This window comes from Pseudomonas poae (assembly GCA_028869255.1).
GTDB classification, from domain to species: domain Bacteria; phylum Pseudomonadota; class Gammaproteobacteria; order Pseudomonadales; family Pseudomonadaceae; genus Aquipseudomonas; species Aquipseudomonas poae_C.
Genome location: CP110972.1, coordinates 4,329,050 through 4,341,510 on the forward strand (window position 1 = coordinate 4,329,050; position 12,461 = coordinate 4,341,510).

Below are 12,461 nucleotides of genomic sequence, written 5' to 3' on the forward strand. Positions count from 1 at the left end.
GGTACCCACCTATTGAACCTGGATTGGAGAGCATCCCTTGCCTCTGCGTAGCACTTTCACCCGTTTCTTCCAGCTGGAAGCCGCCAGCGGTCTGTTATTGATCGCCGCTGCCGCCCTGGCCCTGATCATCAATAACTCACCATTGTCACACCTGTACAACGCGTTTCTCGACGTACCGGTGGTGGCACAGATCGGCGCGCTGAAAATCGCCAAACCGGCCCTGCTGTGGATCAACGATGGCCTGATGGCGCTGTTCTTCCTGCTGATCGGCCTGGAGGTCAAGCGCGAGTTGCTCGACGGCCACCTCTCCAAGCCATCGCAAGTGGTGCTGCCCGGCGCAGCGGCCATCGGCGGCATGGTCGTGCCGGCCCTGATCTACTGGGCGATCAACAAGGATTACCCCGCCGCCCTCTCCGGCTGGGCGATCCCCATGGCCACCGACATTGCCTTTGCGTTGGGCGTACTGGCGCTGTTGGGCAAGCGGGTCCCGGTGTCGCTGAAGCTGTTCCTGATGACCCTGGCGATTATTGACGACCTGGGCGCGATCATCGTGATCGCTGTGTTCTATTCCGCCGACCTGTCCGGTGCCGCGCTGGCGGGCGCCGGTGCTTGCCTGGTGGCCTTGATCGCGATGAACCGCCTGGGGGTGATCAAACTCGGGCCGTACCTGATCATTGGCTTGATCCTTTGGGTTTGCGTGCTCAAGAGCGGTGTCCACGCGACACTGGCCGGCGTGACCCTGGCATTCTGCATCCCGATGCGCACCAGGAATGCCGAACCCTCGCCCCTGCTGACTCTGGAACACGCCCTGCATCCCTGGGTGGCCTACGGCATCCTGCCGTTGTTTGCCTTTGCCAACGCCGGTGTTTCGCTGACCGGGGTCAGCCTGGAGAGCTTCACCCACCACGTGCCCATGGGCATTGCCGCCGGCCTGTTGATCGGCAAGACCGTTGGCGTATTCGGCCTTACCTGGCTGGCCATCAAGACCGGCCTTGCCGCCCTGCCCAGCGGCGCCAACTGGGGTCAGGTGTTCGGTGTCGCGATCCTGTGCGGCATCGGCTTTACCATGAGCCTGTTTGTCGGCTCCCTGGCGTTTGTGCCGGGCGCCAGCGAATTTGCCGGTGAGGACCGTATGGGGATTCTGACCGGGTCGATATTGGCAGCGTGCATCGGGTATGCGGTGACGGCGATGGCGAGTCGCAAGCAGACCGTTGTTTAAAACTCGAAGTCCGCATCAAAAACCTGGAAAGCAAAAACCAAAAAGCCGCCTCGGTTTAAACCGAGGCGGCTCCACTTTTCAGACCTTACAGGTCGTCAAAGCTAAATATCCAGTATTTTGCTTGGGATTTATTGCAAGCTTTTACGGGCTAAATTGGAAAGAGAAAAGGCTGAGCAGGCAACCCATACCCGCTATCGTCCGGTCTTGATTGATTGCATGACCAGAGATAGCATCCGCCTGCAGGTCGATGCATCCTTGAGATAACAACCCCAGCCGCAAACTGGGATTGCAATAAAAAACCGCCCTACTAAGGCGGTTTTTTATTGCCTGCTGTTTACCGCTTAACGAGTAACGCGGCTGGTGCCATCAACGGTCATGATGCGCACGCGGTCGCCGATGCGGAAGATTTCATTTTCCTGCACGGCCTGCACGTAAGCGCGCATGCTGCCGTCGTCTTCGCGAACGGTGATTTCCACGCCCTGGGTGCGGGTCAGGCCTTCTTCGGTGGCCGAGCCCAGCAGGCCGCCGGCGACTGCGCCGATCACGGCGGTGACGATACTGCCACGGCCGCCGCCGATGGCGCTGCCGCCAACACCGCCGATAACTGCGCCAGCAGCGCCGCCGATCGGGGTCTTGGTGCCTTCGATTTTCACCGGACGCAGGGATTCGATAGTCCCCATGCGCACGGTTTGTACACGACGCGCCTCGTCACGGGAGTACGAGTCGCCGGTCAGACTCGAGGCGCAGCCACCCAACAACAACGACAGGGTGGTAAAGCAGGCAACTAGTAAAACGGACTTACGCATAGCATCAACTCCAAAGGACAGGTGTTCATTAGACGCTGCAGCTTGGCGCCTGTCACGGCAAGCACCGCAGAAAATTGCTTTCATTCAGCCCTAGTACAGACTGCCAGCACCAGAAAACTCGACGAACGGTAGCACTCACCTTGTTCCCAAGATTGTCATGGACGCGTTCATGGTTGTAGCCGCGCACACGCCCGAAGCCTCTTGAATAGAGACTTCGGTGTGCTCGGCAGGATTCAGGCGAAGTGACGAAAGGTGACGCTCAAGGCGCCAGCCGCTCGCGTGTCCAGTCACCCGCTTGCAGGCGATAGTTGAGGCGATCATGCAGGCGGCTGGTGCGGCCTTGCCAGAACTCGATGCGCTCGGGCAGCAGACGATAACCGCCCCAATGCTCCGGGCAGTCAGGCTGGGTGTCGCTGAAACGCTGCTCGGTGGCCTTGAGCAAGTCCTGCAGTTCTTCACGGTCACGGATAACCTTGCTCTGCGGAGACGCCCAGGCGCCCAAGCGGCTGCCCAGCGGGCGGACCTGGTAGTAAGCGTCCGACTCCTCGGGCGTGACCTTGATCACCCGCCCCTCGATGCGCACCTGGCGCTCCAGGGTCGGCCAGAAGAAGGTCATGGCCGCGAACGGCCGCGCCGCGAGCTGTTCGCCCTTGGCGCTCTGATAGTTTGTAAAGAAGGTAAAGCCCTGCGCATCCAGGCCCTTGAGCAACAGGATGCGGCAGTGCGGCCGACCGTCCTGGTCGACCGTGGCCAAGGTCATGGCATTGGCTTCCACCGGCGGCTGCTCGGTTTTCACCGCATCGCCGAACCACTGGTGGAACAACGCAAACGGTTCGCTCGGAGCCTGAGCCTCGGTCAAACCGTCCCGTATGTAATCACGACGCATATCGGCCAGGGCCTGGGTCATGCAGCTTTATCCTTCTGGTTCAGCAGATCAGTTTTTCGCCTGGTCGTTAGCCGCCGGAGTGGCCGCCTTGGCTTTGGCCGGGGCCGGCTTCTTGGCAGCCGGCTTGGCTGGGGCCTTTTTGGCGGCTGGCTTGGCAGCGGCTTTCTTGGCGGCAGGCGCCTTTTTCGCCGGGGCTTTGGCAGCGGGCGCCGGTGCTGGAACATCCTGCACAGCGACCATTTCAGCTACCGGCGGGGTTTTGCCCGACTGGTATTTGCTCAGCAAGGCCAACATAGTTGTACGCTGAGTGAACATGATTTCCATGCGACGATTCAGCGCACGCCCCTGGGTGCTGTCGTTGGCGGCACGCGGCATCAGGTCGCCCATGCCACGCAGCATCAGGCGATCCTGCTTCAAGCCGCTGAGGCTGAAGATCGAGGCGATGGATTGCGCACGTTCCTTGGTCAATGCCTGGCTGGCCGGAGCAGTGCCGGTGGCATCCACGTGGCCCAGTACCAGTACGGCGGTCTTCGGATCGGCTTCAACCGCCTTGGCCACCCGTGTGAACGGGCCCAGGGTGACCGGCAGCAGCATCGCCGGGCGTTTCGGGTTGTAGGAGCCGTCTACCGGGGCAATCACCACCAGCACGTTGTCGCGACGCTCCAGCTGCAGGTTGCTGTCCTTGATGGCGGCGCGCAGGCGCGGCTCATAGTCGTCCAGCCAGGCCTGGGTGATTTTCGGATCCGGCATCGGCACGTTGGTTACGTCGACCTTGGCCAATGGTTTGGGCTTGCTTTCGAACGGCCACCACCAGTGGGTTTCAGTGTCGGTCTTGGCCACTGCAGGCGCCGGGTCCGCAGCCTTGAGGTCGGCTTTCAAATCGGCCTTGGCATCAGCGGCCTTTTCGTCAGCGCTCTTGGACGAGAACGGCCACCAGCTGGAGCCGGTGTCAGCCTTTGCGACGGGCGCCGGCGCAGCGGCAGCAGGCGCGGCGGCAGCGGCTGCCGGTGCAGCAGGCTTGGCGCCGGCCGCGGGTTTGGCATCCGGTTTTGCATCAGTTTGGGTGACGGCGTCCTTGGTAGCGGCTTTATCCGATCCAAATGACCACCAATGTCCACCCTCGGCATCATTTTGCGGAGTTTGTGCGCAACCGGTAATAGTGAGGCACAGCGCCAGTGCCAAGGACTTGTTCGATAACATGAGATATCCACAAAATGAGAAAAGAAACGGGGGCCTGGATGACCCATTAAACAGACGCTTACAGAACATCAGAGTTACATCATTTTCGTTCAGCGCCTTCTTATACTTGCCTTTGTAACAAAAAAACGTGAAACAGCAAGGGGTTTACAGACAACCGGCCAATATTCCGACCAACTTCTGTGCCCGTGGGTCCATAAGTACATAAGGCCCCAGTGTATTAGTCACGAAACCGAACGCTACATCATGTTCCGGGTCGGCAAACCCCACCGAGCCGCCTGCACCGGGATGCCCAAATGCACGTGGGCCAAGGCCGAACGTGGCATTGGGCAACTGCGGTTGATCCAACATGCAGCCCAGGCCGAAACGAGTTTGTGTCAATAATGTTTTATCCGGCCCGATACTGTGTTCGCGGGTCAATTGTTCGAGCATGTCGGCTTCCAGCAAACTACCGTCCAACAAACCACTATAAAAACCCGCCAGGCTGCGCGCATTACCGTGACCATTTGCCGCCGGCTGCTGCATGCGCCGCCATTCGGGTTTATTAGTACTGGTCAGAATAGACGGTGGGTTGGCAAATGCCCGTGTAGTCATGGCCGCCGGTTCACGCATCATTACTTGCAGTAAACGTTGTGCGGCTTCATCGCCCATATTGCCTTTGCTGCGCGCTATATGTGCAACGCGATAAAACTCTGCATCGGCCAGCCCCACATGGAAGTCCAGCCCCAGCGGCCGCGCCACCCGCGCCACGATGGACTCTCCGGGCCCGCGCCCATCGGCGCGGCGCAGTAGCTCACCGACCAGCCAGCCATAGGTGATCGCCTCATAACCGTGGCCTTGGCCCGGTGTCCACCACGGCGCTTCAGCCGCCAGGGTGTCGACCATCAGTTGCCAGTCGTACAGGGCCTCGGTGGGCAGCATCTCGCGGATCGCCGGCAACCCGGCCTGATGGCAGAGCAACTGGCGCAGGGTAATGGATTCCTTGCCCGCCACGGCGAACTCCGGCCAGTAATTGGCTACCGGCGCATCCAGTTGCAATTTGCCTTCGGCTACCAGTTGCAAGGCTGTGACGGCGGTGAACGTCTTGGTGCAGGAGAACAGGTTGACGATGGTGTCGCTGTGCCAGGCTTCGGTGCCATCCTTGTCGGCGGTACCGGCCCACAGGTCGACCACGGTTTCACCGCCGATCTGGATGCACAGCCCGGCGCCACGCTCCTGCGGGTCATCGAATAACGCGGCGAACGCTTCACGTACCGCTTCGAACTGAAGTTCGTAATGACCCTGAATCTGCACCTGAGCGCCCTCGGAAAACACTGTAAGAAATGGCCCGCATTGTTCCAGCCCTCAGGCCTTTTGTGAACCCGTCAACACGCAATCAATGGCCATTTCCGGAGTGCCCGCCGGCGTGTCCGGCGCCCTGCCCCGGGCCTTTGCCTGCCTGGCCGTCCCGGCCGCCTTCATGCTCATGCGCCGCACTGGCCGCTTTGGCTTTTTCAGCGGCCTTGCCCAGTTGGTCGATCGCCGCCAGGTTGCTTTTTCGCACACTGTCGACAAACCCCTGGAACGGTACATCGGTGATGCCGACCAGCCCGAAGTGGCCGTTTTCGCCGTCAAGCAAGCGGCCGGTCACCGGCTGGTCCAGGTACTGAAACCAATGCACGCCGACAATCGACGGCTCGGCCATGGCCTGCTTGAGGAAATTGCCGTACGCCACGCCACGATCTTCTTCCTTGGCCAACTGCGTCACGCCACCCCAGAACGGGCCACGGTCCGCCGAGCCGAAGTTGAACTCGGTGATCAGCACCGGCTTATCCAGTGCGCGCAGGGCGGCAAAGTCATAGCCGTCCTGGGGTTTGAGGGTGTACATGTTGAAACTCAGCACATCGCAATACTGCGCGCAGGACGCCACGGCTTCCGGCGTGCTCACGGCGTAGCGCCCGCCCAGCAGCAGTTGGTTCGGCGCGTGCCATTTGAGCGAGTCCGAGATGGTTTTGAAGTAGGCGTCGGCGAAGGTCTTCTGGAAGTACTTGAAGTCGGCTTCGATTTCCGGGTGCTCAGGGCTCGGCATCGGCGGCTCGAAACCCGGGTCTTCCATCAGCTCCCAACCGGCCAGCTGGATGCCCCAGGCACGCGACAAGCCTTCTTCATTGCGGTATTTGTCGCGCAATTGCTTGAGAAATGCGCGCTTGGCCGGCACGTCGGTGGTCATCCGCAACGTGCCGTAGGCCAGGGCGTAACGGGATTTCGGGTCATCGCCGGGCCCGGCCCAGGCCAACTCGTTATCGGCAAAGAAACCGATCAGCCACGGGTCATCGCGGTGATCGCGGGCGGCAATGGCCACGGCGCGTTCGGTGGCCATGGCAAAGCGCGGGTCAAACGGGTCAGGCATGCCGCCCCACCAGTCGGTGCCGGTGCTGATGCTGGCGTAGTCACCCACGATTGACAGCGGCAAGGTGTACGGCACGCGGTCAGCGGTGGCCAGGTCCGGCTCGCTCCAGTTGCCCACGGTGTTGAAGCCCCAGGCTTGCAGGCGATCAAGGGTGTGGGTCACCCAACGCTTGGCGTCAAACCCCTGGGTGTCGTAGGTGCGCTGCAGGTTGGCGCCATAGAAGTCGTACCAACGCCCGACATTGAAACCGCGCCCCTGATCCGCACCGTTGCCGCCACGGTTATCACCACGGCCGTAATACTTGTCGAACGGCTCACCGGCCTTGGGCAGCGCGGCGAACATCCACTCGCGCCCGGCCACATAGGTCTGGTTGTTGTCCGGGGCCACGGTATTGACGCCCAGGGAATAGAACGGATGGCCTTCCGGCGTCACCAGGTACCAGCGACCGTCACGCTTCTCGGTGCGGAAAAAACCGCTGGCATCGAACGCCGGGCCTTTGTTCCAGCCGCCATATTGGTCCAGGGCAGACTTGTCGCGCTCAGCCAGCCAGCCCTTGAGCTGTTGCTGCTCTTTGGCCGCGGCGGCCTTGAGTTGCTCGTCGCTGCTGACCTTTTCGGGCCAACGCGCACGAGTGGACTGGCCATACACATCCACCAGTTCGCTGTAGGCCGCTTTCAGCACCGGCTCGCTGTCCTGCACGCCAAAGCGCTCCAGCAGGATGCTTTGCGCGGCCGCAGGCTTGATCATCGACAGGGTCACCGAGGCCACCTGGCTGCGGTCGATCTCGCCGGCGCTGGCGGCCAGCAATACGCGCTGGCCATCCACGGTGATCGGCATCGGCGGGCCGGCCTTCATGCCCTGGCTCAACGGGGCATTGGCTTGCAGCGGGACCAGTAAGGTCTGGGCCGGGCCGGCCGGCAGGTCGACACGGCTGACCAGGGTTTTGCCGTCGCTGCTCTGCACCTTCACGTAGAGGGTCAGCGCCCAGTCCATGGCGCTCTGGATGCGCAGGCTCATGGCGCCGGACTGCGACCAGTCCCATACGCCGGTCTGCGGGCTGAGCACCAGACTTGGCTCGGCGGCCGGGTTGAAGGTAATGCGGCGCAGCACCTCGCCTTCGGGGGTTTGTTCAGCATTGTATTGCGGCAAGCTGGCGTCCTGCGTCGCCACCTTGACCACATCGGCAGGCCGCACGAAGTTGAACAATGTCTGTTGCCCGGCAGGTGCGGCCATCAATGGCGTGGCGAACAGCAGGGCAAAAAGAGCGGGCAGCGTGCGAATCATACGAACAAGGTTCTCCCAAACGGCCGGTGAATGGCCTGATGATGTAAAGCGTTGGCAGTGAGATAGACCACGCAGTGGGCGAATTCGCCCACAGTGGCTTAAGAAATTTCGCGCCTGAACGGCGGCAAAGCATTCAGGATAGCCTTGCCATAGCGCTGGGTGACCAAACGGCGGTCGAGCAAGGTGATGGTGCCCCGGTCTTCTTCGGTACGCAGCAAGCGCCCGCAGGCCTGCACCAGCTTCAAGGAAGCATCCGGCACCGAGATTTCCATGAACGGGTTACCGCCCCGCGCTTCGATCCATTCGGCCAAGGCCGCCTCGACCGGATCATCCGGCACCGAGAACGGGATCTTGGCGATCACCACGTGCTCGCAGTAGGCACCCGGCAAGTCGACGCCTTCGGCAAAGCTCGCCAGGCCGAACAGCACGCTGGAATCCCCGCCGTCGACCCGCGCCTTGTGCTTGTTCAGGGTTTCCTGCTTGGACAGGTTGCCCTGGATAAACACCTGCTTGCGCCAGTCGCGGTCGAGGCCGTCGAACACGTCCTGCATCTGTTTGCGCGACGAGAACAGCACCAAGGTACCCCGTGAACCTTCCACCAGTTCCGGCAGGTCGCGGATGATCGCGGCGGTATGCGCCGGTGCATCCCGTGGGTCGGCCTTGAGGTCCGGCACCCGCAGCACGCCCGCATCGGCGTGATGGAACGGGCTCGGCACCACGGCGGTAACGGCTTTTTTCGGCAGGCCGGCACGCATGCGGAAACGGTCGAAAGTGCCCAGCGCGGTCAGCGTGGCGGACGTTACCAGGCAGCCGTAGGCCACGTTCCACAGGTTGCGGCGCAGCATTTCGGCGGCGAGGATCGGGCTGGCGTTGACCTCGATATCAAACAGCGCACCGCTTTCCGACAGGGTCAGCCAGCGGGCCATGGGCGGGTTGTCTTCCGGGTCTTCGACGGTGAAGGCGGTCCATAACTCCCAGTTGCCCTGGGAGCGCGACAACAAGCTGCCGAACAGCGGGTACCACTCCTCGGCCTGGTTGCTGGCGATACCGATATTGACCTCGCCGTCCATGCCTTCCTTGAGCAGGTCGGTGAGGCGGGTAAACAGGTCGGTCAGGCGCGAAAAGCCCTTTTTCAGCTCAATGCCCATTTCGCGCATGTGCTCGGGGATCAGCCCGCCGACAAACCGGTGACGCGGGCGCTCACGGCCCTCCACGTCTTCGCCGGGCTTGAAGTCGGCCACCTGTTCGCAGGCACTGAACATGAATTGCTGCTGGGTCTTGATCTCCCGCGCCAACTCCGGCACTTGCTCGATCAGCTTGCCCAAGTCGCCGGGCAGCGGGTGCTGGGCCAGCAACTTGGTGAGGTTCTTGGCGGTGGTTTCCAGCCAGTCGGCGGTGGAGCGCAGGCGTGTGTAATGGGCGAAGTGGCCGATGGCTTTATCCGGCAGGTGGTGGCCTTCGTCGAATACGTAGAGGGTGTCGCGTGGGTCCGGCAGTACGGCACCGCCGCCCAGGGCCAGGTCAGCCAGCACCATGTCGTGGTTGGTGACGATCACGTCGACCTTGCCCATGCCTTCGCGGGCCTTATAAAAGGCGCACTGGCCGAAGTTGGGGCAATGGCGGTTGGTGCACTGGCTGTGGTCGGTGGTCAGGCGCGCCCAGTCGGAGTCTTCCAGGGCGGTGGGCCAGCTGTCGCGGTCGCCGTCCCATTTATTGCCGGCAAGTTTCTCGATCATGCTGGTAAACAGCTTCTGGCTGACTTCATCCACCTCGATCTTGAAGCCTTCTTCCTCGAACAACGACGCCGTGGCGGTTTGCGCGTGGCCTTCCTGCAGCAATACGTCGAGCTTGGACAGGCACATATAGCGCCCACGCCCCTTGGCCAGAGCGAAGGTAAAGTTCAGGCCGCTGTTGCGCATCAGGTCGGGCAGGTCTTTGTAGACAATCTGCTCCTGCAGGGCGACGGTGGCGGTGGCGATCACCAGGCGTTTGCCGGCGGCCTTGGCGGTGGGGATCGCGGCCAGGCTGTAGGCCACGGTCTTGCCGGTACCGGTGCCGGCCTCGACGGCCACGACCGCCGGGTCGCCACTGCGCCGGCCTTCGTCGTCGGTGTCGATATCCCCGAGGACTTTTGCCACTTCGGCGATCATCAGGCGTTGGCCATAACGCGGTTTCAAGCTCTTGGCTTCGAGAAAACGCGAATAGGCGCCCTGGATCGTGGTTTTGAGTTCAGTGCTGATCATGGATAGTCGGGCGCAAAAAACGCTGGATAAATTTTCAGTGGTTCGGATCGGCCGCTATCATACCCCGCTAATTAATCCCGCGCAGAACGGAGTACCACAATGACCGCGTTTAGCCTCGCTTACACCCTGCATGTATTGGCCGCCCTGGTATGGGTCGGCGGTATGTTTTTCGCCTGGATGATCCTGCGCCCCGCCGCTATGGCGGCGCTCGAGGGCCCGGCCCGGCTCAAACTGTGGGCAAATGTGTTTCAACGTTTTTTCGTATGGGTGTGGGTCGCGGTGCTGGTTTTGCCGATCAGCGGCATCGGCCTGCTGCAATTGCGCTTCAGCGGCTTTGAAACCGCACCGCGTTATGTGCAGGTGATGATGGGGTTGTATCTGGTGATGACGGCGCTGTTTATCCGCATCCAGGCGTTGAAGTTCCCGGAACTGCGCAAGGCGGTGGCCGCCGAGGACTGGCCAGCAGGCGCGGCTGCGCTGGGGCAGATCCGCAAGCTGGTGGGGATTAACCTGATCGTGGGGTTGTTGGTGGTGGCGATTGCTTCGGCTCGGCCGATGTTCTGAGGCGGTCCCCCTGTGGCGAGCGGGCTTGTGTGGCGAGCGGGCTTGCCCGCGTTGGGACGCGCAGCGGCCCTAAACCCATACACCGGGTGGTCTTAGTGGGGCTGCTACGCAGCCCAACGCGGGCAAGCCCGCTCGCCACATAAGCCCGCTCGCCACACCAGCGGGCTTGCCACAATAAGCGGTGTTACAGGCGTTGAATGGTCACGCTTCCCGCAGGCCCAGCCGGCCCCGGTTGCCCTTCCAAGCCCGGGCGGCCCTTCTCGCCGCCATCGGCGCGGTACACAACGCAGCCCTTGGATTGCCCGCCCTTGCCAGGCTTGCCCGCCGTGCCGGCCAAACCGCCAGCACCGCCGTCTACCCAGACCTTGATATGGTCAGCCGGAAAATCCTGCGGCAGCTCTACCCGTACGGCCGCACCCGCCGCGCCCGGCAAACCATCGCCACCGTTGTCGCCATTGGCCCCACGGCCCGCCGAGCCCCAGGTACAACCCGGGTCCACGCCGTTGGCGCCATCGAGCCCGGCATAACCCTGGGCACCGGCGCCGCCACGTGCGTCCACCGACAGTTCTTCAGCGCTCAGTGAATTGATCCGCAAGGTCAGGTCACGCCCGGCTTTGGCCGGTTTTTCATGGGTGCCGGGGGCGCCCCGTGAGGTGATCTGGCTGCCGTGGTCCAGCTGGGCATGGCGCACCTGCAATTGCAGTGCAGTATTGCCGGGGACAATCGCAATGCGCGCATCACGGCCCAGGTGCAGCTCATCCACGCTGACTTGGCTGATGTTGGCCGGGATCAGCAAGGTGCCGTAATCCGCCACCTCCAGGCGCTCCAGTTGCAACACGCTGGTGCTGTTGGGCAGGCGCATCAACGAGTTGGTTTCAACGCTGACGCTCTGGGCCAGGGCGACGGGGCTGACCAACACGGCCAACAGTAAAACCTTACGCATCATGGGGCTCCTGACTGATTTCAATTTTTTCTTTGAACGCACAGTAACGACTTCTACAGGCGATTTGCCAGTGAAGGATCAAAAAACTTGAGATGGGGGTGTGGTTCGGCGGCAATGCCCCTGTGGATTCCACAGGGGCAAGGCGGGTCAGCGGTTGATCTGGATTTCCGTACGGCGGTTCAAGGCACGGCCATCAGCGGTTTTATTGTCGGCTACCGGATGGCTTTCACCCGCACCGGTCACAGACACAAAGTTACTGCGAGGCACGCCGGCGCCGACCAGATAATCGGTGACCGAGTGGGCGCGTTTTTCCGAAAGTCTCTGGTTATAGGCGTCATTGCCCACGCTGTCGGTGTGGCCGCTGACCCGCAACTGGGCGCTCGGGGCTTCCTGTTTCAGGCGCGTGGCGATGGTATCAAGCTTGGTTTTATCCGCCGCCGTCAACTTGGCCGAGTCGAACTGGAAGTGCACATCGCGAATCACGATGGTTTCTTCCTTGACCACCACCACCTCCTCTACCACCGCCGCCGCCGGTGGTGCAGGTGGGCAGCCATTGACGTCGACCTGCACGCCTTTCGGAGTGCCCGGGCACTTGTCGCGGCTGTCCGGCACGCCATCACCGTCTTCGTCGCCATCACCATTCACCCAGCAATAGGCTCCGGCCATACCGCCGATCAACAACGCGCCATAGCCTGCATAGGCCGAGCTTTCAGTGGCACCGATCGCGGCACCGGTCACACCGCCAACGGCGGCGCAGGTGGGCCAGTCGGTTTTTTGCAAACCTGCGCAACCTGTCAATACTCCGGTTAGCAGAACCAAGGGTAGAGCTGTCCGCATGATGCTCATCTGATTTCTCCTGAGGGGATCGGCGGGGGCCGATGGGTGGAGTAAAGACGGCTCTTTTCATCTGCGCCAGTACGCCACACCCCC

Annotated in this window: 10 protein-coding genes; 2 read left to right on the top strand and 8 right to left on the bottom strand. The window is 61.9% G+C overall.

All coding sequences use genetic code 11. The features are described 5' to 3' along the window. Positions 1-37: 37 nt before the first annotated feature. Complete coding sequence (nhaA, locus tag LRS56_19680) at positions 38-1,219, top strand: Na+/H+ antiporter NhaA (protein ID WDU61055.1); 1,182 nt, start codon at positions 38-40, stop codon at positions 1,217-1,219. A gap of 341 nt (positions 1,220-1,560) precedes the next feature. Here the strand turns inward: nhaA and LRS56_19685 are convergent, their stop codons facing one another. From LRS56_19685 to dinG, 6 genes are all read right to left on the bottom strand, one after another. Continuing rightward, positions 1,561-2,025, bottom strand: a complete 465-nt coding sequence (locus LRS56_19685; protein ID WDU61056.1) for a glycine zipper 2TM domain-containing protein — start codon at positions 2,023-2,025, stop codon at positions 1,561-1,563. A gap of 259 nt (positions 2,026-2,284) precedes the next feature. Then, a complete protein-coding gene (gene pdxH, locus LRS56_19690; protein WDU61057.1) occupies positions 2,285-2,932 on the bottom strand; it encodes a pyridoxamine 5'-phosphate oxidase in 648 nt (215 codons plus the stop codon). Positions 2,933-2,959: 27 nt separating this feature from the next. Next, positions 2,960-4,111, bottom strand: a complete 1,152-nt coding sequence (locus tag LRS56_19695) for an OmpA family protein (GenBank protein WDU61058.1) — start codon at positions 4,109-4,111, stop codon at positions 2,960-2,962. A gap of 144 nt (positions 4,112-4,255) precedes the next feature. After that, the gene (locus tag LRS56_19700; protein ID WDU61059.1) at positions 4,256-5,401 is read right to left on the bottom strand and encodes a serine hydrolase; all 1,146 of its coding nucleotides are present in this window, start codon (positions 5,399-5,401) and stop codon (positions 4,256-4,258) included. Between the two features lie 82 nt (positions 5,402-5,483). Then, positions 5,484-7,781, bottom strand: a complete 2,298-nt coding sequence (locus LRS56_19705; protein ID WDU61060.1) for a beta-galactosidase — start codon at positions 7,779-7,781, stop codon at positions 5,484-5,486. Positions 7,782-7,879: 98 nt separating this feature from the next. After that, positions 7,880-10,024 (bottom strand): ATP-dependent DNA helicase DinG, encoded by a 2,145-nt coding sequence (gene dinG / locus LRS56_19710; GenBank protein WDU61061.1) that lies wholly within the window; start codon positions 10,022-10,024, stop codon positions 7,880-7,882. A gap of 99 nt (positions 10,025-10,123) precedes the next feature. On the opposite strand from dinG, the gene LRS56_19715 reads away from it, so the two are divergent. Beyond that, complete coding sequence (locus LRS56_19715) at positions 10,124-10,588, top strand: CopD family protein (protein WDU61062.1); 465 nt, start codon at positions 10,124-10,126, stop codon at positions 10,586-10,588. Between the two features lie 184 nt (positions 10,589-10,772). Here LRS56_19715 and LRS56_19720 read toward each other — a convergent pair whose 3' ends face one another. Further along, entirely contained in the window at positions 10,773-11,531 is a 759-nt protein-coding gene (locus LRS56_19720) for a collagen-like protein (GenBank protein WDU61063.1), read from the bottom strand. Positions 11,532-11,678: 147 nt separating this feature from the next. After that, positions 11,679-12,377, bottom strand: coding sequence for an OmpA family protein (locus LRS56_19725; GenBank protein WDU61064.1), 699 nt, complete (start codon positions 12,375-12,377; stop codon positions 11,679-11,681). Positions 12,378-12,461: the final 84 nt, after the last annotated feature.

Coding starts and splice junctions, on each gene's coding strand:
- LRS56_19685 (WDU61056.1), bottom strand. CDS start 2,025: ATGCGTAAGTCCGTTTTACTAGTTGCCTGCTTTACCACCCTGTCGTTG.
- pdxH (WDU61057.1), bottom strand. CDS start 2,932: ATGACCCAGGCCCTGGCCGATATGCGTCGTGATTACATACGGGACGGT.
- LRS56_19695 (WDU61058.1), bottom strand. CDS start 4,111: ATGTTATCGAACAAGTCCTTGGCACTGGCGCTGTGCCTCACTATTACC.
- LRS56_19705 (WDU61060.1), bottom strand. CDS start 7,781: ATGATTCGCACGCTGCCCGCTCTTTTTGCCCTGCTGTTCGCCACGCCA.
- dinG (WDU61061.1), bottom strand. CDS start 10,024: ATGATCAGCACTGAACTCAAAACCACGATCCAGGGCGCCTATTCGCGT.
- LRS56_19715 (WDU61062.1), top strand. CDS start 10,124: ATGACCGCGTTTAGCCTCGCTTACACCCTGCATGTATTGGCCGCCCTG.
- LRS56_19720 (WDU61063.1), bottom strand. CDS start 11,531: ATGCGTAAGGTTTTACTGTTGGCCGTGTTGGTCAGCCCCGTCGCCCTG.
- LRS56_19725 (WDU61064.1), bottom strand. CDS start 12,377: ATGAGCATCATGCGGACAGCTCTACCCTTGGTTCTGCTAACCGGAGTA.